Source organism: Brucella sp. RRSP16, assembly GCF_052246815.1.
Classification (GTDB): domain Bacteria; phylum Pseudomonadota; class Alphaproteobacteria; order Rhizobiales; family Rhizobiaceae; genus Brucella; species Brucella intermedia.
Genome location: NZ_JBQQAM010000004.1, coordinates 140,799 through 166,155 on the forward strand (window position 1 = coordinate 140,799; position 25,357 = coordinate 166,155).

Here is a 25,357-nt window from a genome sequence, read left to right on the forward strand (position 1 = left end):
CTCTATAGAGAGACCAATGGAAGCTTTTGCAGCCACCCGGAAACGAGTTTTGCGACCCGCAAAAGCGGGACGCAACTGGCTAAGGCTCTCGGCATTGGTTGCAGTTCTGGTTTTACTTCCGGTTCTTGCCCTTGCCTTTGAAGCCATACAAGGATCTGCGGGGCTCTGGGCGCACCTTCTCGCCACCAATCTAGCGACAGCTTTTCTCGAAACGGTAATTCTGCTTATCGGTGTCGGCATCATTGCCGCTTTCATAGGAACGTCAACGGCATGGCTGGTGACGGCATATGATTTTCGCGGGCGGCGCCTGCTTGAATGGGCGCTTTTGCTGCCCTTGGCCGTACCGACCTACATCGTTGCCTATGCCTATCTCGATATCCTGCACCCTATTGGTCCGGTGCAGGGAGCGGTGCGATTCATGCTGGGATACGATAGTCCGCGCCAGTTCCGCTTGCCCGATATTCGTTCAATGGCCGGATGTATTATTCTTCTCGGCTTCGTTCTCTACCCCTATGTCTATATCCCTACACGGGCAATGTTTCTAACTCAGTCCGCCAGCCTTATCGAAGCGGCAAGAACTTTGGGCGTTAGCCGCAAGGGCATTTTCTGGCGTGTTGCATTGCCGCTCGCGCGGCCTGCCGTAGCGGTTGGGGTCAGTCTCGCTTTAATGGAAACGCTGAATGATGTAGGCGCCGCCGAATTCCTGGGCGTGCGCACATTGACTGTTTCGATTTACACCACATGGATTACGCGCTCGGATTTGCCAGGCGCTGCGCAATTGGCCCTCGCTCTCCTGTTTCTGGTGGTTGCTCTTGTTTCGATTGAACGCTGGGGGCGACGGAAGCAACGTTTTGCTTCCAACATCCGTCATTCGCGTGGCTTCGAACCATTGAGCGTCAGGAACGGGCGGGGCGTCTGGTTGTTCTGTCTCTGCTCCCTTCCAGTCGTCATTGGATTTGTTCTGCCGGCAATTTATCTGGTCGTGGAAGCGGTGAAGCGCGCCCGTTTTGCCGGTATCTCTCCGCGATTGGTTGGCGAAGCTTTCAATACCGTTGTGCTCGCGTCAGTGGCTACAGCGTTGGTGCTGATATGCGGAATATTTGTTGCATATGCTGTCCGGCTTTTCCCGGGGGCTGTTTCACGCTGGTCGTATCGCGTGTCCACGATGGGATATGCGGCTCCGGGGACCGTTATCGCCATCGGCATTTTGGTGGTGGCCGGTAGCTTCGATCAATTTTTCAATCTGTTCACATCGCATGTCTTCGGTTATTCGGCAGGGCTGGTGCTGATCGGGACAGGCGCGGGGGTCATCTATGCCTATGTCGTTCGATTTCTGGCCATCTCCGCAGGTGGCATCGATTCCGGGCTGGAGCGCATACCCGTGTCACTGGATCATGCTTCGCGCACGCTCGGGCGTGGCGTTACCGAAACGTTTTGCGCAGTTCATTTGCCACTATCGAAAACAGCCATCGTGGCGGCGGGTCTCCTCGTATTCGTAGACTGTGTGAAAGAACTGCCTGCAACACTTCTGCTGCGCCCCCTCAACGTCGAGACTTTCGCAACGCATCTTTATGGCGAGGCCGCACGCGGAACATACGAAGAAGCCTCCCTTGCCGCCCTCGCCATCGTGACGGTCGGAATTTTACCGGTGATATTGCTTGCGCGTGTCGGTAGGCGCTTCGGTAAGCGTGTTTAATCTCCTGCCATTAACAGCAACAACAGGTGACAAAATCGATAATTCAGGATTGCTTAAATAGTTATCGATACTTTTATTCGGGGAACCAAGCACAGTCGGGATAGTGCTTCTGGTTGTATTTAACAAGAACTGCACCTTAGGCGGGGCAGGGGGCTGCATGTTCAAAGTTCTGGAATGCGTGACTGTACAGCACGATCAGCCTTTTGTGGTTCTGGCTGCATCCATTTCATTTGCAAGCATGTTTGCATTTTTCCTGTTGCTGGCCCGCGCGCGCGAATGCACCAGGAGCCGCCGTGACAACTGGCTCGCAATCAGTGCTTTTGCCGGTGGAGTTGGCGTGTGGGCAACCCACTTTGTGGCGATGCTCGCTTACAGCGGCACCGTAGCAATCGAGTTTGATTTTACCGCCACCGTTCTTTCGGCGGCGACGGCTGTTCTCGGTTTTTGGTTGAGCCTACATCTACTTAAGGGTGCTGCGCTGAAATATGCTCTGATGGCGGCCATTTCGGCGACGCTATCGATAGCCGCAATGCATTTCACAGGCATGAGTGCGATCAAAGCAGCGGCTGACATACACTATGATCTTCCACCGATCTTCGTGGGCGGCGCAATCTCGGTCCTGATTTTGCTGGCCGCTTTCTGGTTTGTGACGAATGCTTCCGGCTGGTCACGTATTCTGCTTCCGACCGTAGGAGGCATACTCGCTGTTTGCACACTCCATTTCACCGCGGTTGCCTCGACTGAACTGGTCCCAAACCCCACTCTTCCCGCGGCCGATCCGCTTGGGATCGGACGCCTCTGGCTCGTTGTTGCCATCGCGGCAGTGGTGTGTAGCGTGGCGCTGGCGACAATTTCTGCCGTGTTTATAGACCGTTACATGACGGACTTGAAGGGGTTTGCAAACGCCACATTAGACGGTTTGGTCGTTATACGGGATGGCGGGATAGTCGAGATGAATGCCCGGTTCTCTGAGCTCATGCGGAGAAGCGAAAAGTCGCTGATGGGTATTGAACCCGATACTTTGTTATTGGCGGCTGACGGGCTTCCGGTCTGTGCTCGCCGTGCCGAGGCTATCGAGGCGGCTCCAAGGTTTCCCAATGATGAACGCATTTTTGAGCTTGCGGTCCATGCCATCGAATATCAGGGACGTCCTTGCGAGGTGCTCGCCGTACGCGATCTTACCGAAAAACGCGCAGCTCAACGCCAGATTGAGCACATGGCGCGTCATGACGCGCTCACCGATCTGCCCAACCGCATGTTTTTTGAGGAAAGGTTGGCGAATGCCGTTGCGCGTCCCAGCCGCGAGCCTTTCGCCGTGCTGGCACTCGATCTGGACCGGTTCAAGGCTGTGAACGACATTTTCGGTCACGCCGAAGGCGACCGGGTATTGAAGACGGTTTCCAGCATCCTGAAGCGCTGCGTAAATGGCATAGATACTGCCGCACGCATCGGCGGTGACGAGTTTATTATTCTGCAAGTGGGCGTCCCGCAGCCTAGAGGTGCCCGGAAGCTGAGCGAGAAGATTCTGGAAGCCTTCCGCTTGGAGCTGAATACCGTGCTTGATCCGACCGCTGTCGGCGTCAGTATTGGCGTTGCCCTATATCCAAATGATGGCAAGGATGCGGAAGCCATCCGGCATGCGGCAGATATCGCGCTCTATCGGGCGAAGACGGAAGGGCGCGGATTATTTGCATTCTATTCCCCGGAAATGGATCAGGAGATAAGAGAGCGGCGCCAGCTAGAAGCGGATTTGCGTCACGCGATGGTGCGGGGACAGATCGGTATCGCCTATCAACCTTTGTTTGCGACGTCTGACGGGCGTTGTACGGGTTATGAGGCATTGGTCCGCTGGAATCATCCGGAACGCGGGCAGATACCACCGGACGTGTTCATCCCTATTGCCGAGGAAACGGGAACAATCGTGGCGCTGGGCGAATGGGTTCTGCGTGAGGCTTGCCGCACGGCCGCCGAATGGGAGAGCCATCTGTCCATCGCTGTAAATCTGTCTCCCGTCCAGTTCCGGCTCGTCAGCCTGCCGGATACCGTCAGGTCGGTTATCGCAGAGACCGGGCTTGATCCGACGAGACTGGAACTGGAGGTAACCGAATCCGCTTTGATGAAGGATCGACTGACGACTCTTGAACTGCTGCGTCGAATGAAGAAGTCGGGAGTTCGCATTGTTATGGACGATTTCGGGACCGGTTATTCATCGCTCAGCAATCTTCAAAGTTTTCCATTCGACAAGATCAAGATTGACCGCAGCTTCATCACCAGCATGGAAACGGATGTCAGCGCCAGAGCAATTGTACGAGCCATTGTCGGGCTTGGTCGCAGTCTCGATCTGCCGGTCGTGGCCGAGGGGATCGAAACCTTTGACCAGCACCGCATGGTGATCGAAGAGGGCTGTGAACAGGTTCAAGGCTTTCTTTTCGGCCGGCCGGCTAATGCGCCCGCTCCAATCGACCCGTCGCGCTGCCTCAACAAAACGGCTGTGGGGCAAGTAAAAGCCAGCTAAGAAGCCCGATCCTTGTGAATAACCGCGAGGTTTCGCTATTTCTAAAGGCTGCCTTGCTGTGCCGAATTGTTACAAAGCTGTTATCTGATGCGATTGTGAACGGAACATTGCAGCGAAGCGCCGACGGCTCGGAACCGCAAATTCGTTAAGCAATGGAAGGGGTTGCGTAGTCCTTGATCTGGCATAGCACCCAGAATAGGGCAATGTTTTCAACACGATATTTCGCGTGAACGCAATAATAAGTGAATTTATCCGGGGGAGCTTTCCATGCTTGTAACACGTTGCGGCCACAAAGCGAAAGCTGAATAGGACGAACAGTAATAGTACTCGGATCGCAAGAAACGTTCTGGCGGATTTCTTGGATACGAATTTAGTCAAGTGGATGATGGAAACGATGCTCACCTCGCAACAATGGCTTCCGGTCGAGTTGCTCAATATCGGTCTGGCCGCTGCCCTTTTCTTCGCCTGCCTTGTTCACTCGCTGTGGAAGGCCGTGTTCGACGAGCTTAACCCTGTATTCTGGCGCCGGACGGCAGCGTTGCTCTGGGCCGGTATCTTCATTGTCGCGCTGAGCGGCGGAATTGAAAGCTTCAACTGGCCGCAGGCAATTGGTTGGCTTTTGGTTCTCGGCGGCGTTGTCGCGACTGTCACACGTACCGGCATGAGCTATTATCGCCAGTACTGCGCCCACACATCGCGCGCCGTCCATTCGGGTCGCGCCCGGCTTTCGGGACGGTGATCGCCATGTTTGCAAAGACCCTCGAAATGCCTTTGCGGCTCCACCGCCCACATAGCCTGCGCTCGTTCTTTATCCGCGCTTTTGGCTCTGCACTATCCCGTAAACATTCGTAGAGCGTGCACCTGATCGGCAGTAGCTAAGGATGGGCCCTTCGGCTTCGTCCAGTGCTGCTGCCATCGCATCCACATCTTCTTGCGTCAACTGACCGCCGACGACCGGAATATAATAGGTTGCAAGTCCTGCTTTTTCTGCGACGCGTGCAATTTCGCTGAATTCGGGCTGCTGGGGGCCTCCCTCGCCATCGGGCCGGTTGCAGATGATCGTGCGAAATCCCTCTGCAGCGATGTCGCGCACATCGTCGGGTTCGATTTGCCCTGAAACCGAATAATTGTCGTCTATCTGGCGAATATCCATGTTTTCCTCGCTTGCCGCCCAACTTGCGACGGCTTGTCCGGTGGCAACTTACATTAAAGTTGTTTTCATGCCACATGAAACTGCCGGGAAAAATGGGCGCGGTGACGGGAGAGCGGTTGAGATGACGATCCACAAAGTTAGCCGGAGTACTCCACGTATCGCCCACCGTGCGTCGGGCTTCCATGAGGGTGAGCGAGTGGTGCCGGAGGAAGTGCCCGTGGCGGTGAGCTATAACGGTTCTACCCAGGCCGTGATGATGGCTACCCCCGATAATCTTGAGGACTTCGGGATCGGTTTCACCCTTACCGAAAATATTGTGGACGATATTTCCGAGATTGAAACCGTCGAGGTCGTGGCATTTGAGAAGGGCATCGACATACAGATTAGATTGTCTGAACGGCCTGAACAGAGGCTTGCCGCGCGACGCAGGTTCATGGCTGGCCCCGTTGGCTGTGGTCTTTGCGGGATAGACTCGATTGACCATGCGTTGCGGTCCCTACAGGCCTTGGAGCAAAGCGGTCGAACATTTTCTCCCCACGATATTTCGCAAGCTGTCGGATCTCTGGCAGACGAGCAGCGATTGAACTCTCAGACCCATGCCGTTCATGCGGCGGGTTTTTATGTTCCTGGCAATGGGCTTATCGCCGTTCGCGAGGATGTCGGGCGCCACAACGCATTGGACAAACTTGTGGGGGCTGTTTTGCTTATCGGGTGCTCGCCAGAAGACGGTATCGTTGTAATTACCAGTCGCGTTTCTGTGGAAATGGTGCAGAAAGCCGTTATGTTCGGCGCGCCTGTTCTGGCTGCGATCTCTGCGCCAACCGCTTTGGCCATTCGGACGGCTGATGAAGCGAACCTGACGCTTGTTGCACTGGTGCGTGGTGACGACTTCGACCTTTATGCGCATCGTGAGCGCATCATTGGAGAAGGACCGGCCTTTTCTTAAAGGCCGGTCAGCGCACGTTACGCTAACGCAGCAATACGGCTACGCTCACTCACAAGTTGCAAAGCAGCATTCGCTGCTTCCACGCCCTTGATCTTGAAGTGGGCATGGAAGAAATCGTGGTGCTCCTTGCTTTCATGGAAATGATGCGGCGTCAGGACCACGCTGAGCACTGGAACTTCAGTCTCCAGCCCAACTTGCATCATGCCGTTAATGACGGCAGTTGCCACGAAATCATGCCGGTAAATGCCGCCGTCCACCACGAAAGCCGCACCGACGATAGCGGCGTATTTTCCAGTCTTGGCCAGGGTTTTGGCATGAAGGGGGATTTCATAGGCGCCGGGAACGTCGAAAATTTCGACTTCCACATTGGCACCAGCTTTTGCCGAGAGTTCGGCAATAAAGCTTTTGCGGGCCTCATCGACAACATCGGAGTGCCAACGGGCTTGAATAAATGCAATTTTGAATGAAGTCTTGTTCGGATAGCTCTGGTTCATAGGTCCTCACGAAACTAGAATCAGGGCGCACAACAGAACGCATGGACAGTGCCGGAATGACACGATCCTGACGTTCAATCGCTCTCTTCCATCCGGACTTTAACCGTCGGCTCCGGCATCTCACCGGATCTGCTGACCCTGAACCATAACCGAATCGGCATGTGTTCAGGCGCTCGCGGGCTCGAAACTATCGCTTCATACCGCCGGTGGGGAGTTTCACCCCGCCCCGAGAACAAGCCCGCACACCATTGTGCGAGCGGCCTGAAATTATGATCTCCTCGCGGTCTTGTCCAGTATGGCGTGAGAAATTTCCGCGCTGTTATTTCATGGTCGAATCCGCCTTGGAAAATTGCAGCGTCTCAAGCAATTAATCCTTGAATTTCTAGGGAGTTTCTAGGCAGGGAGTGCTACCCATGGTTTATTCGATTGAATTTCTCCCGTTTTATCTTTCGAGCATATTGACACGCCGATGGGGTTTGGGCCTATCCTGTGCGTCACAGCTTGTCTTGGGGATACCTTCGCGTCCCATAAAGACAACGTTGTCAATTCGGGTGAAGCGGCGTAAGAGTAAGATGGAGGATCTCGGTTAGTACGTCGTGAGGGTGGCTGGGCGCAGGCGAAAGCGGCAGCTTTCGCATTTTGTTGCGGCAGTGGAAAAGCGAGGAACCGGATATGCGAAGCAGCCGGTTTCGGATCCGTGCCGAGGAGGCCCGGATGGGAATGACGCGATGGATCGCCGCGCAGAAGCGAGAGCCTGCCCGGATATCCGTTAGTTAGTTTTGTTGGTTTCTACGGGAGGTAGATATGCATAAACTTTTGAAGCTCGCTGCGATGGGTACGGCCGCCTGCGCTTTGCTCGCTGGAATGTCGCCGATTTCCAACGCCCAAGATAAGCAGAATGTTGAAGTTCTGCACTGGTGGACCGCCGGCGGTGAAGCCGCCGCGCTCGACGTTCTCAAGAAGGATCTTGAAAAGAAGGGCATCAGCTGGACCGATATGCCGGTGGCTGGCGGCGGCGGCACGGAAGCTATGACGGTGTTGCGCGCACGTGTCACGGCAGGCAACGCGCCGACGGCTGTGCAGATGCTCGGATTCGATATTCGCGACTGGGCAGAGCAGGGTGCTCTTGGCAATCTTGACGAGATCGCCACCAAGGAAGGATGGGAAAAAGTTATTCCGGCTCCTCTGCAGGAATTCGCAAAGTATGACGGCCATTGGATTGCGGCGCCTGTCAACGTCCACTCCACCAACTGGATGTGGATCAACAAGGCCGCGCTCGACAAGGCTGGCGGCAAGGAGCCTGCAAACTGGGACGAACTGATCGCGCTGCTTGACAAGTTCAAGGAACACGGGATCACGCCTGTCGCTCACGGTGGTCAGCCGTGGCAGGACGCGACAATTTTCGATGCCGTCGTACTTTCCTTCGGTACGGACTTCTACAAGAAAGCTTTCGTCGATCTTGATCCCGACACGCTCGGCAGCGATACGATGAAGCAGGCTTTCGACCGTATGACGAAGCTTCGTTCCTATGTTGACGACAACTTCTCTGGCCGCGACTGGAACCTTGCTTCCGCTATGGTTATTGAAGGCAAGGCCGGTCTTCAGTTCATGGGTGACTGGGCAAAGGGCGAGTTTGTCAAGGCTGGCAAGAAGCCGGGTGAAGACTTCGTCTGCATCCGCTATCCAGGCACGCAGGGCGCGATCACCTTCAATTCCGATATGTTTGCAATGTTCAAGATTTCGGATGACAAGGTCCCGGCGCAGCTGGAAATGGCGTCCGCGATCGAAAGCCCGACATTCCAATCGGCCTTTAACGTGGTGAAGGGCTCTGCCCCAGCCCGTACCGATGTACCTGATACCGACTTCGATGCTTGCGGCAAGAAGGCCATCGCTGACGAGAGGGAAGCGAGCGAAAAGGGTACGATGCTGGGTTCCATGGCACACGGCTACGCCAACCCGGCTGCGGTCAAGAACGCCATCTATGACGTCGTCACACGTCAGTTCAACGGCCAGCTCTCATCTGAAGACGCTGTCAAGGAACTCGTATCGGCAGTTGAAGCTGCGAAATAACAGCGAGAGCGTCCGGGAGTGTTCCCGGACGCCATTATCTCCGTGCTCCAGATGTTGGAAGCGGTGGCAGCAAGAGCCGGAAATCAAAACAATAATTGCATGATGGACGTCTGCATGTTTCCATCGGAGACGGCGGCAGACTGAGCTTATCGGGTGCATTCTGTTGCGCATAATGCTGACGCGTTGGAATGCTGATCAAACAGACGTCCGGACGGACAGCCTGCTGATGTGGGCTAAGCGGGCGACGTAAACAGGGTGGCGCAAATATGCAGCGTAACAGCCGATTACAGGAACTGGTGCCAAAGCTGGTTCTGGGACCGAGCTTTTTGATAGTGCTCGTGTTCGTCTACGGTTTCATAATCTATACCGGCATCCTTTCCCTCACCAATAGCCGAATGCTGCCGTCCTTTGGTTTCGTCGGACTTGCGAATTATACCAAATTATGGGCTTTGCCCCATTGGTGGCGTGCGATCACCAATCTTGCGATTTTTGCCTCGCTCTACATCATTATCTGTTCGGTGATCGGATTATTTCTGGCGATCCTTCTTGACCAGAAGATACGCGGCGAAGGCATCCTTAGGCCGATCTACCTCTACCCGATGGCCCTGTCCTTCATCGTTACCGGAACGGCATGGAAGTGGTTCCTCGACCCAGGCATTGGACTGGAAAACACAATGCATTTATGGGGTTGGGAGAGTTTCTCCTTCAACTGGATCAAGAGCAATACCATGGCAATCTACTGTCTGGTGATTGCTGCGGTGTGGCAGTCCTCCGGATTTGTGATGGCGATGTTTCTCGCGGGCTTGCGTGGGGTAGATAACGAAATCATCAAGGCAGCCCAGATCGACGGTGCGTCAACCGGAACAATCTATCGCCGCATCATCATTCCGTTGATGCGCCCGGTGTTTCTATCCGCTTTCGTGGTTCTCGCTCATCTTGCGATCAAGGCATATGACCTTGTTATCGCGTTGACCGGCGGTGGACCGGGACAGGCCACGGAACTGCCAGCAACTTTCATGTATTCCTACACCTTCACGCGGAACCAGATGGGTATCGGCGCGTCGTCCGCTATTATCATGCTGGTCATGATCTTCTCGATCATCATCCCTTACCTTTATTCGGAAATTCGCGGAGGGTCGCGGTCATGAGCGCCCAACCGCAAGACAATGCCATCAGCAGTGGAAAGCTGACACGGGCGCTGATCTATACCGCGTTGCTGGTCTTCGCTTTCTACTATCTGCTGCCGCTCTATGTGATGCTGGTTAACTCGTTCAAACCCCTCGAGGAAATCCGTCAAGGGGGAATGTTGAACCTGCCGCAACAGTGGACCATCGAGCCATGGCTATCGGCCTGGTCCACTGCCCAGATCGGGGTGCAGCCTACCGGGTTGAAGCCGTTCTTCATCAACTCGATCCTTATGGTCGTGCCGGCGGTTGCTATTTCGACCATTGTTGGCGCGTTGAACGGCTACGTACTGACCAAATGGCAATTTCGCGGCTCAGATATCTTCTTCGGCCTGCTGTTGTTGTCGTGCTTTATCCCATTTCAGATCGTGCTCATTCCTATGGCGCGCGTTCTTGGTTTCCTGGGAATTGCCGGCACGATCTGGGGGCTGATCCTCGTGCACGTGGTGTACGGTATCGGGTTCACGACGCTTTATTTCCGCAACTACTACGAGGCTTTTCCAACGGAACTGGTTCGCGCAGCCCAGATCGACGGGGCAAGCTTTTTCCAGATATTCTGGCGGATTTTGCTGCCATCCTCAGGACCGATCATTGTCGTTTCCGTGATCTGGCAGTTCACCAATATCTGGAATGACTTCCTGTTTGGTGCTTCCTTCTCGGGTGCGAATTCTACCCCGATGACGGTAGCACTCAACAATCTGGTTTCCTCCTCCACCGGCGTCAAGGAGTACAACGTCCATTTTGCAGCAGCCATCCTCGCTGCTCTGCCGACGCTGATCGTCTACATTGTTTCCGGCCGCTATTTTGTACGAGGCCTGATGTCCGGCGCCGTTAAGGGATAAGTTGCAAATGTCTTTTCTGAAAATATCCGACCTCTACAAGTCCTACGGCAATGTTTCGGTTTTGAAGGATATCAATATCGAGATCGACGAAGGCGGTTTTCTGGTTCTCGTCGGGCCGTCCGGCTGCGGCAAGTCCACGCTGCTCAACACGATTGCTGGGCTTGAGCCCATCACTTCCGGGGACATCTCAATCAACGGCAAGTCTATTGCAGGGCTGCATCCGTCGCAGCGCGATATTGCAATGGTCTTCCAGTCCTATGCGCTTTACCCGAATATGACGGTTGCCGGGAACATCGCTTTCGGCATGGAAATTCGCAAGGTTCCAAAGGCCGAGCGTGACAAGGCTATTCAGGAAGTCGCCGACATACTCCAGATCGGTCATTTGCTGGATCGCAAGCCGAGCCAGCTTTCCGGTGGCCAACGTCAGCGCGTGGCCATGGGGCGTGCTCTGGTGCGCAATCCTCAGGTCTTCCTTTTTGATGAACCGCTATCGAATCTCGACGCAAAACTGCGCGTTGATATGCGCACGGAAATCAAACGGCTGCATAGCCGGATGAAGACCACGATCGTATATGTGACGCACGATCAGATCGAGGCGATGACGCTGGCTACCCAGATTGCAGTCCTGAAGGATGGAATCTTGCAGCAGTTCGGCACGCCGGCCGAGATTTATAATAACCCGTCCAACATGTTCGTTGCCGATTTCATGGGCTCCCCAGCAATGAATTTGCTGACAGCACAGGTCGAAAAAAATGGTTCGGGTTATGCGATTAATCTCAAGCGCGGTGAGGGCGAACCGCTCAAGCTTCCGTTGAAGACAGCACCGCAGGGTCTCGGTGCCTATGAAGGCAAGGATATCGTGTTCGGCATCCGCCCCGAGGCATTGACCGATCCCGATGGAGCAGACCGCAATGCCGACGCAATCGTGGAAGGCGACAGCCTTATCGACGTTGTCGAGCCGGCGGGCTCCGACACGTTCGCGGTCACGCGTCTGGGCGGCAAGCATGTCGTGGCACGTCTACGCGCCGATGCCCGCATCACCGCAGGGCAGCCGGCCCGGCTGGCTTTCAATCTCGACAAGTCGGTTTTCTTCGATCCGAACAGTCAGGCCCGCATTCTCTGACCCGTGGCTCGGACAGGGCAGTCTCGGGGTTGCGCATTTCAACCGCTGGAAATGAAAAGAGCGCTTCCAATGAATGGAAACGCTCTTTTTCATGAGTGCCTGGAGGGCAAAAACTTGCTTGGGGCGCGTTAACGCAGGAAATCAAGTCCGAGAAGACCGACTGCGAGGGCAGTGTTGAGCGAAATGATCATCATTCCATAGATGATAGCGGTTCTTGTAATATCGTTCATTTCCTACCTCCTTGAACCGGAGCGGCCCCCCACCCGGTTCGAAGCTTCGTGAAACTGTAACGAAATGTAACAAGCTGTTACGGGAAGCGCAACCCTGTTTTACACAAATGTGAACGGCTGAAATCTCGCGTGAGGCATTCCGGTGCCGGTCTACGGCGATCGTCTTGAGCCTAAACCGCGAGAAATGACTGATTTTATCGCGCATTCACTGCATTGTGACGCCGTTCGGCTAGCAATAATTAGTTGGGCGCTACATAGAATTGCCGATCCTTTCGTGCCCGTTTATTCGGAATATCATCGTGAATCGCATCATTCCTCTCGTGTTGGCCATAGCCCTGTTCATGGAGCAGATGGATTCGAATGTCATCTCGACTTCGCTTCCCGCTATCGCAGCCGATATCGGCACAAGCCCCATTGCGCTCAAGCTGGCGCTGACGGCTTACCTTGTTGCGCTCGCGGTTTTTATTGTCGTCAGCGGCTGGATGGCTGATCGTTTTGGAGCCAAGAATGTGTTTCGGGCGGCGATAGCGGTGTTCGTGGTTGGGTCCGTTGCTTGCGCCGCATCGAATTCACTCACCGCTTTCGTCATTGCACGGTTTTTGCAGGGCATGGGCGGCGCGATGATGACCCCCGTTGGGCGTCTCGTCCTTATTCGTTCGACCCCACGCAGTGAACTCGTTTCAGCCATGGCCTGGCTGACAATCCCTGCGATGGTCGGGCCGCTTGTCGGCCCGCCGGTGGGCGGCTTCATCACGACATTCCTGACCTGGCATTGGATTTTCCTCATCAACGTGCCGATCGGTTTCGTGGGGATCTGGTTTGCCAGCCGGTTCCTTCCAGATAACGACGAGCGCATCGTAAAGCGACTTGATTGGACAGGTTTTTTTCTTTCGGGCATCGCCATGTCCGGGGTGGTGTTCGGACTGTCGGTAGTCAGTCTGCCAGCTTTGCCGCCTGCGGTTGGTTTTACCACCCTTGCAATCGGTGTCGTCTGCACGGTTCTGTATCTACAGCATGCGAAAAGGGTCGACGACCCTTTGTTGAACCTGAAGCTTTTTGATAATCAGGTGTTCCGCGCAGCGGTTATTGGTGGCAGCATTTTCCGGTTTGGGATTGGTGCCATTCCGTTTCTGTTGCCGTTGATGTTTCAGCTGGGTTTCGGTCTCACACCCTTTCAATCGGGCATGATGACATTTGTGTCGGCAATTGGCGCGATCAGCATGAAATTCGGTGCAAAGCGCATCTTTGTCCTTGTCGGTTTCCGGCGCGCCTGATGGCAGGTTCTTTGATCTCGGCCTGCTTCATTGCGGTCAATGGGCTGTTTACGCCAACGACGCCTTACTGGATCATCATTGGTTTTCTGTTGGTGGGAGGCTTTGCGCGCTCATTGTTCTTCACCGGGGTCAACGCGCTGGCCTTTGCGGAAATACCCGACGAAAAGACCAGTCAGGCTACGCCCATCACGGCCGTTGCCCAGCAGGTTTCCATCGCTATCGGGGTCGCATTGGCAGGTGGTATTCTGGAGATCAGCACATCTCTTCGCAGAGCCCACCTCGAACTCGTAGATTTCCACATCGGCTTCTTCGTGGTTGCCGCTGTTTCGGCCTTGGCTTTTCTCTGGTTTGCCCGGCTTGCGCCGGATGCTGGCAAGGAACTAGCCGCGCCGACCGTCAAGAAACACCGTAGCGAGGAGCACGCAACAATAGAAGCTGCGAGTACCTCCACTGGAAAATAAGCCTTAGCCCTTGAAATCGCGAGCGAGCAGATAAAGCTCCACGGACTCGGCGCGGGATGCCGGTGGCTTTACATGATGCACAGAGCGGAATTTCTGCTTGAGCAGTGCCAGGAGTTCGTTTTCGGTGCCGCCCTGGAAAGTCTTTGTAAGAAAATGTCCACCCGGCTTTAGAACCGAAATGGCAAAATCGGCAGCGACTTCGCAAAGATGTACGGTGCGCAGATGATCGGTACGGCGGTGGCCGGTGGTCGGGGCAGCCATGTCCGAAATGACCAGATCGGGTTTGTCTCCCAGAGCTTCCATCAGCTTCCGCGGTGCTTCGTCGTCCAGAAAATCCATTTCCAGCAGAACGACGCCGGGAAGGGGATCGACGTGGAGATAGTCTATGCCAACGACGTGCGGGTCTTCGTCGGTTGAACCGACAACCTTGGCCGCAATTTGGGACCACCCGCCCGGCGCGGCCCCGAGATCGATGATCTTTTGGCCTTTTTTGAGCAGATTATAACGGTCGTTGATTTCAATGAGCTTGTAGGCCGCACGTGAACGATAGCCGTCTTGCTTGGACTTATGCACGTAAGGATCGTTCAGGTGGCGTTGAAGCCAACGGCGCGACGATTCCTTGATCGTGCCTGCCTTTTTCTTCACGCGCACCTGCAGATTGCTGGAGCCCGCGCCCCCGCGACCGCCAGTTTTCACTCCGCTTTTATTGCCGCCTGTCTTGCTCATCATCAGTGCCTGTTTCTAGCGCCTGTTGCGCGATTGTGCCGCCATGCGCCATCGCGCGACATCAGTTCGGTCAAAATGCCTTCACGCAGACCACGGTCGGCAACGAGTAGCTTCTCGCTCGGCCACACTTTGCGTATTGCGTCAAGGATAGCACAGCCTGCCAATACCAGATCGGCGCGATCCGCGCCAATACACGGGTTGGCTACGCGTGCATCAAAATCCCACGACAGCAGGCGGTTGGTCATTTGCGTTACGTCTTCGGCGCCCATCCACATTCCGTCGACTCGCCGACGGTCGTAGCGTTCAAGTCCGAGATGTATTCCGGCCAGAGTGGTCACAGTTCCGGATGTGCCAAGCAGATGGAAGCGCGGGCTGGCGGTAAGGTTCCCAAGGCACTGCCGCTCGGCAAATTGCGCAAGCAGATCGGTTACATGGGAAACCATGGAATCGAAGCTTTCCTGCGTGACATTCCGTCCGCCGAAACGTTCTGCCAGCGTCACGACGCCGACGGGAAGAGACGTCCAGGCCATGATGTGCTCGGCAAGGCGTGGGGACGTCGACGGGAAACATCGATCAGGGCGATTTCTGAAGAACCGCCGCCAATATCGAACAACACCACGGCATCCGTTTCACGAGTTACCAGAGTGCCGCACCCAGAAACTGCCAGGCGGGCCTCTGTTTGCCGGTCCACGATCTCCAGTTCAAGACCGGTTTCCGCACGGACTCGTTCCAGAAACTGCTCGCCATTCGATGCCGAACGGCAGGCTTCGGTCGCGATCAGCCTCGACCGTCTGATTTTTTTCCCTGCCAGTTTGTCGCGGCAAATCTTCAGCGCTTCCACTGCGCGATCCATTGCATTGTCACTGAGCCGACCGGTGGCGCTCAAGCCTTCCCCAAGCCGCACAATCCGCGAAAACGCATCCACGACCCGGAACTGACCAGGTCTTGTCGGGGATGCTACCAGCAACCGGCAATTGTTGGTGCCGAGATCCAAAGCTGCGTAAAGGGGGGCATCACCCTTGTCGTGCTGCACGCCGTTGCTGGCTCTGGGCGTCTGGCCATTGGTGCCCTTACGCTTGTTTTGGACAGGGACGTGCGGGTTCTCTGCACGCACAGCATTATGCGAAGTCTTGACCGATACTTCAGCTGCCGGCGGCGTCTGAGCACCAAGTTGCCGCGATTGCTTCTTTTTACGTGCACGCCGGCGGCGATTCGAGATTTTCCCGGAGACCGCTGTTGGTTGTTGCCCGGATCTGTAGCGGCTGGCTTTTGTGACGAGGTTTCAAGGGCTGGCACGGACTTGCCGCGCCGACGCCGACGCGCACGTTTACGCTGGGCCTGCGAACTCGTGCCTTCGGTTTCGTCCTGTGCTTTTGAGCGTCCTGAATCGGATGCACTACGGGCATTACCGATATCTGCAACGGCTTTTTTGCGCGGTCTGCGCTTGCCGTTATCGGACGGATTCCAGGCTTGCGAATTGCCCGATTGTCCGCCGGACGCCCCTTGATGCACCGTTTCTGCGGTGCGCTCGTCGGGGTTCTTCAAGGTTCTTGTCCTTATGGCGCCGCGCGAACCTGTGAGGACGCAAGCAAGGCGCTTCAATTTCTACGTTGTGCATAATGTAACAGTGGTTTTCTGTTTTACCAAGGGGCAGGCTGTCGGGAGCCGCCGGAAAATTTCGAATACACGTATGAAATTTGAACCAACGGCGTGCCGAGGGCTTTCGCTGGTGGCGAAAGCCCTTACGGAACCGACCTGGCTACAGGTTAAATATCGTAAGTATGGGCTGCGTTGATTGTCGCGACGAATTGTTTCGTGCGCTCACGCGTAGGCCGGGTGAAAACTTCGTGTGCGGAGCCGGTTTCAACAATATTGCCCGACTCGAGGAAGACGACATTTTTTGCAATCTTCGATGCAAGCCGCAGATCATGTGTCGCGATCACCATGGTTGTGCCTTCCCGGGCGAGCTTGCTCAGAACATCAACGACCTCTGATGCCAACTCGGGGTCGAGCGCCGAGGTAGGTTCGTCGCATAACAGCACACGCGGCGAGGGTGCCAGTGCACGCGCAATAGCGATGCGTTGCTGCTGTCCACCGGAAAGGGTCGAAGGCCAGGCATCTGCCTTGTGCGCCATGCCCACTTTCGTGAGCAGTTCCATCGCACGTTCCTTGGCCCTGTCCTTCGGCCATTTCAGGACGGTAACGAGTCCTTCCATCACATTCTGGATCGCTGTCTGGTGTGGAAAGAGCTGGAAGTTCTGAAAAACCATACCCGTCTGGCGGCGGATTGACTGGATCGCTTGCCAGCTGGGCTTGCGGTCAGGCTCGAAGCTGAGGCTCTGGCCACCCAGAACAAGAGTGCCGGAGGTCGGTACCTCCAGCAGATTGATGCAGCGCAACAGCGTGCTCTTGCCGCCGCCGGACGGGCCCACAAGCGCGGTTACCGTTCCCTCTGCAATTGCAACGTTGATGTCGTTGAGAATGACCGCGTCGTCAAAACGCTTCACGATGTGTTGCAGCTCGATCATGCGTTTGTCTCCAGCGTGCCGCCATAGCGACCGAAGCGTCGTTCCAGCCGTACCTGCAGGGCAGAGAGAACGGAACTCATCACCAGATAGATCAGAGCCGCTTCGATATAGAGGATGAGAGGTTCATAAGTGGTGGCCACGATGCGTTGTGCTGATTGGAAAAGCTCCGGCACTGTGATTGCGGCGGCGAGCGAGGTATCCTTCACCAGGGAAATGAAGGAATTGGAAAGCGGTGGTACTGCCGTACGGGTCGCCTGTGGCAGAATGGTGCGCGAGAGGGCCTGACGCCAACTCATCCCGATGGAATAAGCGGCTTCCCATTGACCTTTCGGAACGGCTGATATCACAGCCCGGATTATCTCCGAACTATAGGCGCCGACGCTTAGGGTGAAGCCGATTACCGCCGCAGGAAAAGCATCCAGATAGATGCCTGCACTGGGCAGGCCGTAAAAGATTACGAACAACTGCACAAGCAGTGGTGTGCCGCGGAATATCCAGACATAAAAGCGGGCGATGGACGAAAGCCAGAGCGGCGCGAATAGCCGTACAAGTGCTGTCAACAGGCCCAACGTAAGGCCGAAAGCAAAGGACAAAAGAGTGAGGGGGATGGTGAAAATCAATCCAGCCCACAGAAGGGTGGGCAGGGACTCCGCCATTAGTTGAAGCCAGTCGGGCACGTTCTTCGGCTCCTCATCAATATCTAAGCGTCAGACTGAAATGAAGCTGGGCGCTCATATCTTATACAGTCTGGCATTCATGTCGTTGGAATAGTTTTTCGCGCTCACAATAAAACGAAGCCGGAAGTAGCTTCCGGCTTCGCGGCATGAACCGAGACGACGCTTACTTGGAGACGTCCTGGCCAAAATATTTCTGCGAAATCTTGTCGTAGGTGCCGTCGGCCTTGATTTCATCGAGGGCCTTGTTGATGGCCGCCACGAGTTCGTCGTCGCCCTTGCGGACAATAATGCCGGACGCATCCGCATTTTCCTTTTCGGCGACAACCTTGACCGGTGCCTTCGGTTGGTGCTTCTTGAAATCGAGGAATGACAAGCTGTCATTAAGTGTGGCGTCGGCGCGGCCGGTCAAAACCAGCTGGATCGACTGGTCGAAGCCATCAGTAGCAACGAGTTCGGCGCCAGCTTCCTTCGCCAGTTTCCCATAGTTGCTGGTGAGGGACTGAGCCGATTTCTTGCCCTTGAGATCCGCAAAGTCCTTGATCGTATCGTTCTTGTCGTTGACGATCAGAACGACCTTCGAAACGATATAGGGATTGGAGAAGTTGAATTTCTTCTGGCGTTCTTCGGTAATGCCTACCTGATTGATGACGGCGTCATAACGCTTGGCATCAAGACCTGCGATGAGACCATCCCATTTGCCTTCAACGAATTCCGGCTTAACGCCGAGCTTGGCGGCAACCGCTTCACCGATTTCGACGTCGAAACCAACGAGCTTGTTGTCCTTGTCGTGATAGGTAAACGGCGCATAGGTGCCTTCAGTCCCAATTTTCAAGACACCAGCCGACTTGATGGCGTCGAGATTTTCTCCGGCCATTGCGCCAGTGAGGAGAACTGCCTGAATGATGCCTGCGGTAGCGAGAATCTGAGCGAATTTCATTGTGGTATCCGTGATCTGGTTGATGTCCTATTGATCGCAGAAATTTAATTCTAATGATGCGTCGAAACCGGGTCGCAACGTCCCTCAATTGAGAGTTTATTTCTAATTATCAGCGACAGGATGAAATTGTATTCCATCTGGGGTATTTGTCCAGATGAGAAACAGGAAGACGCTTCCATTGATCGTCGGGATTCTGGCTCGCTAAGGTATGCCTCGAAATGAAAACGCCGCCTTGAAGGCGGCGAAATCTTTAGAATGTCGGATTATTCCGGTTTTCCGTACCCGCCACCGGTCGGTGTGACGACGGTGAAGGCTTCACCTGCCTCCAGAACGGTCTGGTCGCAATTGCCAAGCACTTCAACCGAACCGTCCCCGCGGCGCACTTCGTTACGGCCGGTTTGTCCCGCCTCGCCGCCATCGAGGCCGAAGGGCGCCACGCGGCGATGCCCGGAGAGAATGGCGAATTCCAGCCTCTTCAATGCCCGGATCGTGCGCTTGGTGCCGTCGCCAGCGCTCCATTTGCCCTTGCCGCCCGATCCTTCCCGAATGTGGAAATCTTCCAGCAATACCGGAAAACGGGTTTCAAGAATTTCCGGGTCGGTCAGGCGTGAATTGGTCATATGTGTATGCACCGCATCCGCGCCATTGAAGCCGGGGCCGGCTGGTGCGCCCGAGCAGATGGTTTCGTAATATTGATATTCGTCGTTGCCGAATGTCAGATTGTTCATGGTGCCTTGGGCTGCGGCCATCGCCCTGGTCGCGCCAAACAGACAGTTGGTAACAGCCTGACTTACCTCGACATTTCCGGCCACGACCGCTGCCGGATAGCGTGGTGAAAGCATGGAGCCTTCCGGCACGATAATCTTGATCGGGCGCAGGCAACCCGCATTCATCGGAATGTCGCCTTCGACCAGCACGCGGAACACATAGAGCACAGCCGCACGGGTAACAGGTTGTGGTGCGTTGAAATTGTCGGAACGCTGTTCGGACGTGCCAGTGAAATCGACAGTCGCTTCACGCTTTTCCTTGTCGATCGTAACTCGCACTTCGATCTTGCAACCCTGATCCATTTCATAGGTGAAATGGCCATCCGGCAGCTTGTCCAGCACTCGGCGCACGCTCTCGGCAGCATTGTCCTGAACATGGCCCATGTAAGCCTTCACGACATCCTCGCCGAAAAGCCCGATCATCTTTTTCAGCTCGGCAACACCCTTTTCGTTGGCTGCTATCTGCGCCTTCAAATCGTTGACGTTCTGGGTCAGGTTGCGGACAGGATAGGTTGCGCCGGTCAACAGATCAGCCAGTGCATCTTCCCGGAACGTACCCCGGGCCACCAGCTTGAAATTGTCGATATAGACGCCTTCCTGCTCGATATTGACCGCAAGCGGCGACATGGATCCCGGCGAGATGCCGCCAATATCCGCGTGATGTCCACGGCTTGCGACCCAAAACCGGATTACACGATTGTCATCGTCGAAGACCGGCGTGCAGACGGTGAGGTCGGGAAGGTGAGTGCCGCCATTATATGGGGCGTTGATGAGGAATACATCACCGGGCTTGATCTCGCTGTTTTCGCGAATGGCGGTGGCAACCGATGCGTCCATGGAGCCCAGGTGCACCGGCATATGAGGCGCATTTGCAACGAGATTGCCTGCAGCATCGAAAACAGCGCAGGAGAAGTCGAGACGCTCCTTGATATTGACCGAATAGGCAGTGTTCTGAAGCGTCACGCCCATCTGTTCGGCGATGGACATGAAGAGATTGTTGAAAATCTCAAGCATGACGGGATCGGCTTCAGTGCCGATGGCCGTACGGGCGGGAAGCGCCTTGATACGTGTCAGCACCACGTGGTCATGGGCGCTCAGACGCGCCTGCCATCCGTCTTCGATGACGATTGTCTGGTTCTTCTCGATAATGATCGCCGGGCCGGTAACAGTCTGGCCGCGCTGCATCTGTTCGCGCAAGACAACGCCCGCATCGTGCAATTCGCCTTGCGAGAAGAAGCGTGTCCGCTCGGCTGTTGCGGCTTCCAGATCGCTCTCAAGTGATTGCGCGCTTTCGGTTTCACCCGCGCCGCCGCCAACGGCTTCTACTTCGACAGCATCGATAACGAGAGCCTTGTTTTCCGCAATGAAGCCGAAACGGCGCTTATGCGCGGCTTCAAACTCGGCGCGAAGACGGTCGGCGCTGTCCTCTTCGGGGAAGGTGGCTTCAACGGAGAGGACCGTATCGGTGCCTGCATAGCGGATGTGAGCGCGCAGATGTCGTTCAATGGCATCTGCTTCGATGCCTTGTATAGTGAGTTCGGCAACGCATTCCTGCGCAAGTTCTTCGCCTAGCTCCTTCAACGCTTTTGGAGCGTCGATATCGAGTGGGACGCCAAGCGCTTTTTGGCGCGTGGCGCGAATATCAGCAAGGCCCATGCCATACGCTGACAGGAGCCCCGACATCGGATGAAGAAGGATACTTTTCATGCCGAGCGCGTCCGCCACGAGACACGCATGCTGGCCCCCAGCTCCACCAAAGCAGTTGAGGGCATAGCGCGTCACATCGTATCCGCGCTGGACTGAGATTTTCTTGATGGCCTCAACCATATTGGCCACCGCAATTCGGATAAAACCGTCCGCCACTGCTTCAGGCGAACGACCGTCACCGATTTCGGCAGCGAGCGCGGTGAAGAGTTCGCGCACCCGCTCAACGTCTAGAGGCTGGTTCTGTTCAGGGCCAAAGATCGCCGGGAAAAATTCCGGCAGCAGCTTGCCAAGCATGACGTTGGCGTCGGTGACTGCGAGAGGTCCGCCATTACGATAGCAGGCCGGGCCCGGGTTGGCGCCTGCCGAATCCGGACCGACACGGAAGCGCCCGGCGTCGTAATGCAGGATCGAGCCACCGCCAGCGGCAACCGTGTGGATCAGCATCATGGGTGCGCGAACACGAACACCAGCCACTTCCGTCTCGAAAGCACGTTCATATTCGCCGTCGAAATGGGCCACGTCTGTAGAAGTGCCGCCCATGTCGAAGCCGATGACTTTCGGGAAACCGGCCGTTTCGCCGGTGCGGGCGAGACCGACGACACCGCCCGCCGGACCGGAGAGGATGGCGTCCTTGCCCTGAAAGAGATCCGCCGCCGTAAGGCCGCCCGACGACATCATGAACATGACGCGCGCGCCGGTGCGCTCGACATCCAGTTCGTTTGATACCTGTGCAACGTAGCGGCGGAGAACGGGTGACAGATATGCATCAACGACGGTGGTGTCGCCCCGTCCGACCAGCTTGATCAGCGGCGAAACTTCATGGCTGACAGAGACCTGCTCAAAGCCAAGGTCGCGCGCAATGCGAGCAATTTCAGCCTCATGCGCGGGGAACTTATAAGCATGCATGAGGGCGATGGCGATGGATTTGTAGCCCTGTTCTTTCAGTGCGACCAGTGCGCTTTCGGCTTCGGCGGGATCTAGCGCCGTTTCAATTGTCCCGTCAGCCTGTACGCGCTCATTCAGTTCGATCACCTTTTCGTAGAGCGCCTCCGGCTTGATGATCTCGGTTGCAAAGATGTTCTTGCGTTCCTGATAGCCGATGCGCAGCGCATCGCGAAAGCCTCTGGTGGTCACCAGCGCCAGCCGCTCGCCCTTGCGCTCCAGCAGCGCATTGGTGGCGACTGTCGTGCCCATACGGACTTCTCCGATGATTCCGGCGGGGACCGGATCGCCGGCTTTCAGGCCCAGATGTAGGCGAATGCCCTGGACGGCAGCATCCTTATAGGCAGACGGGTTTTCGGAGAGAACCTTGCGCGCATGAAGCTGGCCCTGTGGATCGCGCCCGATAACGTCGGTAAATGTGCCGCCGCGGTCGATCCAGAAATCCCATACTCCACGTCCCGTTCCGCTCATTATCGGCTCCCTCATCCAATGCAACTGGTGCATTTTGACATCTTTTCAGAATTTCATAGTCCCACTTTATTGACAAAATGTCGATAAGATGGTGACATAAAATACACATAAATGAGGGAGCAGCAAGAATGGGGAAGAAAAGGGACGGTGAAGTAACTGCGACGTTCTCCACCGAGATTCGGGAAGCGAGTTTCGAGGAAGTTGCGCTGCCCAAGCATCTGCGTCCTGTTGCTTCGATTGGCCCCATCGTTTCATCCGCCCATCTCGCTGAAGGCGGTTCACCCGGCATGTCCGAGGTCGAGTATGGCCTTATTCTCGCGTCTCATGCGTTTTCCCGTTGGATGGTACGTTGCATGGCTGCGGCAGGATTGCCGGGTCTTTCCCCTATCGAAGTGCTTATTCTCCACTCGATCCGCCATCGGGATCGCGAAAAGAAACTGGCCGATATCTGCCTCGTTCTCGATATTGAAGACACGCACATTGCAACTTATGCCATTCGCAAGCTTGAAAGTGCCGGCTTGCTGACCACCGGCAAGGCTGCCAAGGAAAAAACGGTAAAGATCACCGCCAAGGGGGCCGAAGCTTGTGCGCGTTATGCGCAGATTCGGGAGCGTCTTCTGGTCGATTCCACTTCCAATGCACGACCTTCGGAAGAAACGCTTTCGGAGGTGGCGGCCCTTTTGCGATTCATGTCCGGCGCATTCAATCAGGCCACGCGGTCTGCCATCACACTTTAAGAGGGTCAGAGTTTGAGCGGAACCGAATTGAGTGAGCCAGTTTCAAAGCCTTTGCTGACCGTCGATGGCCTCAGTGTCGAATTTGGGGCAAGCCGTGTCGTTGACGATTTGAGCTTTTCGGTCCATCCCGGTCGGACGTTGGCTGTGGTGGGGGAATCCGGTTCAGGCAAGTCGATTACGTCGCTTTCCATCATGCGGCTTGCCGATATGAGCGGCGCGAAGTTCCCCTCAGGTCGAATTATGTTGGGCGAGCGCGATCTGCTCAAGGCTGACCAGAAGACGATGCGAAGCATTCGCGGCAAGGAGATCGCCATGATCTTCCAGGAGCCGATGACTTCGCTAAACCCGGTTTTCACTATCGGCAACCAGATATCCGAAGTTCTGATGCTGCACGAGGGCATGACCCAGCAGGCGGCGCTTGCAGAAGGCAAGCGACTTCTCGAAATGGTGCGGCTTCCGGATGCGGAAGGACTGTTGAAGCGCTATCCGCACCAACTCTCCGGCGGTATGCGTCAGCGTGTCATGATCGCCATGGCGCTCGCCTGCCGCCCGAAATTGTTGATTGCCGACGAGCCGACGACCGCTCTCGATGTGACCATTCAGGCCCAGATACTGCACATTATCAGGGAGTTGCAGCAAGAGCTTGAAATGGCGGTAATTTTCATCACGCATGACATGGGTGTGGTGGCGGAAATGGCCGACGATGTCATCGTGATGTGGAAGGGTAAAAAGGTAGAGGAAGGTCCAGTCGGACAGATTTTCTCAAAGCCGCAGCATGCCTATACCAAAACGCTGCTGTCGGCGGTGCCGAAACTTGGCAGCATGACGGGCGAAGCCTTTCCCAAGCGAATGCCGGTCATGACCATGCGCGACGGTGTGCCGGTGGTGGCAGGGGAGGAGCGCAATCAGGACACTGCGCGCTACGATAGCAAGCCTCTCCTCTCTGTTGACGATCTCTATGTGCGCTTCCCGATCAAGAAGAACCTGTTCGGCAAGATCACGCATGTCTGCAACGCGGTATCGAATGTCGCCTTCGATATCTATCCGGGCGAGACACTGGCGCTGGTTGGTGAATCCGGTTCGGGCAAGTCGACCATAGGGCGCACAATCCAGCAACTTCAGACACCATTGTCCGGGGATATTCGCTTCAACGGCAAGGCATATTCGGCAATGAGCGCGGCCGAACGCTATGCAATGCGCCGTGAAGTCCAATATATCTTTCAGGATCCGTTCGCATCGCTCGACCCACGCAAGACGATCGGCTTTTCCATTGCCGAACCCATCCGTACGCATGGCCTTCTCGATAATGACAAGGCGATCAATGCGCGCGTTGCGGAGTTGCTGGAGCGTGTCGGTCTTGGCCCGGAACACGCCAGGCGCTATCCGCATGAGTTTTCGGGCGGTCAGCGTCAACGCGTTTGCATTGCGCGTGCGCTTGCTTCCAGGCCGAAGCTCATCATTGCCGACGAAGCGCTTTCAGCGCTGGATGTCTCCATTCAGGCGCAGGTCATCAATCTGTTCATGGACCTGCAGAAAGAGCACGATCTGGCCTATCTCTTCATCAGTCATGACATGGCGGTGGTCGAGAAGATGAGCCATCGGGTCGCGGTTCTCTATCTCGGCCAGATCATGGAGCTTGGTTCGCGCCAGCAGGTTTTCGAAACCCCATCACATTCTTACACGAAGCGGCTTCTGTCGGCTGTGCCGATTGCCGATCCGACTGCGCGGACCAAGCGACCTGCGCTGGAAGGTGAAATTCCAAGCACGACCCGCCTGATCGACGACAAACCGGCGATTTATAAACATCGCGAGGTCGCAGCCGGGCATTTTGTAGCTGAAACTGCCTGAACCATAAAAGCTTAACGAAACCCAAAGGG

The 25,357-nt window shown here is 55.7% G+C and carries 17 protein-coding genes, 2 pseudogenes and 1 riboswitch; of the genes and pseudogenes, 11 read left to right on the plus strand and 8 right to left on the minus strand.

Features of this window, described 5'->3' with window-relative positions; translation table 11 throughout:
* The first annotated feature begins 16 nt into the window (after positions 1–16).
* The 3 genes from ACS5UA_RS08135 to ACS5UA_RS08145 all read left to right on the plus strand — a co-directional run bounded on the left by ACS5UA_RS08135 (position 17) and on the right by ACS5UA_RS08145 (position 4,950).
* Positions 17–1,696: an ABC transporter permease gene (locus ACS5UA_RS08135; protein WP_443101254.1), complete on the plus strand. Its 1,680-nt coding sequence runs from the start codon at positions 17–19 to the stop codon at positions 1,694–1,696.
* Positions 1,697–1,853: 157 nt separating this feature from the next.
* Positions 1,854–4,211: a bifunctional diguanylate cyclase/phosphodiesterase gene (locus tag ACS5UA_RS08140; RefSeq protein ID WP_075041858.1), complete on the plus strand. Its 2,358-nt coding sequence runs from the start codon at positions 1,854–1,856 to the stop codon at positions 4,209–4,211.
* 382 nt (positions 4,212–4,593) lie between these two features.
* Positions 4,594–4,950 carry a hypothetical protein gene (locus ACS5UA_RS08145; protein ID WP_021587277.1) on the plus strand — a complete coding sequence of 119 codons (357 nt, stop codon included), beginning with the start codon at positions 4,594–4,596 and terminating at the stop codon, positions 4,948–4,950.
* A gap of 69 nt (positions 4,951–5,019) precedes the next feature.
* Here the strand turns inward: ACS5UA_RS08145 and ACS5UA_RS08150 are convergent, their stop codons facing one another.
* Positions 5,020–5,364 (minus strand): TIGR01244 family sulfur transferase, encoded by a 345-nt coding sequence (locus ACS5UA_RS08150; protein ID WP_006469075.1) that lies wholly within the window; start codon positions 5,362–5,364, stop codon positions 5,020–5,022.
* 121 nt (positions 5,365–5,485) lie between these two features.
* On the opposite strand from ACS5UA_RS08150, the gene fdhD reads away from it, so the two are divergent.
* A complete protein-coding gene (gene fdhD / locus ACS5UA_RS08155) occupies positions 5,486–6,310 on the plus strand; it encodes a formate dehydrogenase accessory sulfurtransferase FdhD (RefSeq protein WP_031346983.1) in 825 nt (274 codons plus the stop codon).
* A gap of 17 nt (positions 6,311–6,327) precedes the next feature.
* Here the strand turns inward: fdhD and ACS5UA_RS08160 are convergent, their stop codons facing one another.
* Positions 6,328–6,804 (minus strand): 6,7-dimethyl-8-ribityllumazine synthase, encoded by a 477-nt coding sequence (locus ACS5UA_RS08160; protein ID WP_006469073.1) that lies wholly within the window; start codon positions 6,802–6,804, stop codon positions 6,328–6,330.
* A gap of 76 nt (positions 6,805–6,880) precedes the next feature.
* Positions 6,881–7,042, minus strand: a riboswitch (FMN riboswitch).
* A gap of 566 nt (positions 7,043–7,608) precedes the next feature.
* On the opposite strand from ACS5UA_RS08160, the gene ACS5UA_RS08165 reads away from it, so the two are divergent.
* The 5 genes and pseudogenes from ACS5UA_RS08165 to ACS5UA_RS08185 all read left to right on the plus strand — a co-directional run bounded on the left by ACS5UA_RS08165 (position 7,609) and on the right by ACS5UA_RS08185 (position 13,988).
* Entirely contained in the window at positions 7,609–8,874 is a 1,266-nt protein-coding gene (locus tag ACS5UA_RS08165; RefSeq protein WP_075041859.1) for an ABC transporter substrate-binding protein, read from the plus strand.
* Positions 8,875–9,140: 266 nt separating this feature from the next.
* Positions 9,141–10,022: a carbohydrate ABC transporter permease gene (locus ACS5UA_RS08170; protein WP_006469069.1), complete on the plus strand. Its 882-nt coding sequence runs from the start codon at positions 9,141–9,143 to the stop codon at positions 10,020–10,022.
* Positions 10,019–10,900, plus strand: coding sequence for a carbohydrate ABC transporter permease (locus tag ACS5UA_RS08175; RefSeq protein ID WP_443101255.1), 882 nt, complete (start codon positions 10,019–10,021; stop codon positions 10,898–10,900). The genes ACS5UA_RS08170 and ACS5UA_RS08175 overlap by 4 nt, the downstream gene beginning before the upstream one ends.
* Positions 10,901–10,907: 7 nt before the next feature.
* Positions 10,908–12,023, plus strand: a complete 1,116-nt coding sequence (locus ACS5UA_RS08180) for an ABC transporter ATP-binding protein (protein WP_443101256.1) — start codon at positions 10,908–10,910, stop codon at positions 12,021–12,023.
* Positions 12,024–12,552: 529 nt separating this feature from the next.
* A pseudogene (locus ACS5UA_RS08185) lies at positions 12,553–13,988 on the plus strand (DHA2 family efflux MFS transporter permease subunit).
* A gap of 3 nt (positions 13,989–13,991) precedes the next feature.
* On the opposite strand, the gene ACS5UA_RS08190 reads toward ACS5UA_RS08185, so the two are convergent.
* The 6 genes and pseudogenes from ACS5UA_RS08190 to ACS5UA_RS08215 all read right to left on the minus strand — a co-directional run bounded on the left by ACS5UA_RS08190 (position 13,992) and on the right by ACS5UA_RS08215 (position 22,758).
* The gene (locus ACS5UA_RS08190; RefSeq protein WP_006472653.1) at positions 13,992–14,714 is read right to left on the minus strand and encodes an RlmE family RNA methyltransferase; all 723 of its coding nucleotides are present in this window, start codon (positions 14,712–14,714) and stop codon (positions 13,992–13,994) included.
* Positions 14,715–14,716: 2 nt separating this feature from the next.
* Positions 14,717–16,259 (minus strand): annotated as a pseudogene (locus ACS5UA_RS08195) (Ppx/GppA phosphatase family protein).
* 221 nt (positions 16,260–16,480) lie between these two features.
* Positions 16,481–17,242, minus strand: coding sequence for an amino acid ABC transporter ATP-binding protein (locus tag ACS5UA_RS08200; protein WP_006469062.1), 762 nt, complete (start codon positions 17,240–17,242; stop codon positions 16,481–16,483).
* The gene (locus tag ACS5UA_RS08205) at positions 17,239–17,919 is read right to left on the minus strand and encodes an ABC transporter permease subunit (RefSeq protein ID WP_006469061.1); all 681 of its coding nucleotides are present in this window, start codon (positions 17,917–17,919) and stop codon (positions 17,239–17,241) included. Before ACS5UA_RS08205 ends, ACS5UA_RS08200 begins: the two co-directional genes overlap by 4 nt.
* A gap of 163 nt (positions 17,920–18,082) precedes the next feature.
* Positions 18,083–18,856, minus strand: a complete 774-nt coding sequence (locus ACS5UA_RS08210) for an amino acid ABC transporter substrate-binding protein (RefSeq protein WP_006469060.1) — start codon at positions 18,854–18,856, stop codon at positions 18,083–18,085.
* 263 nt (positions 18,857–19,119) lie between these two features.
* Positions 19,120–22,758 (minus strand): hydantoinase B/oxoprolinase family protein, encoded by a 3,639-nt coding sequence (locus ACS5UA_RS08215; protein ID WP_170873262.1) that lies wholly within the window; start codon positions 22,756–22,758, stop codon positions 19,120–19,122.
* Positions 22,759–22,871: 113 nt separating this feature from the next.
* Between ACS5UA_RS08215 and ACS5UA_RS08220 the strand changes: the two genes are divergently transcribed.
* Together ACS5UA_RS08220 and ACS5UA_RS08225 are read left to right on the plus strand one after the other, a co-directional pair.
* Entirely contained in the window at positions 22,872–23,480 is a 609-nt protein-coding gene (locus tag ACS5UA_RS08220) for a winged helix DNA-binding protein (protein ID WP_006469058.1), read from the plus strand.
* 12 nt (positions 23,481–23,492) lie between these two features.
* On the plus strand, positions 23,493–25,328 hold the full coding sequence (locus ACS5UA_RS08225) for an ABC transporter ATP-binding protein (protein WP_006469057.1): 1,836 nt from the start codon (positions 23,493–23,495) through the stop codon (positions 25,326–25,328).
* The last annotated feature ends 29 nt before the right edge of the window (positions 25,329–25,357 follow it).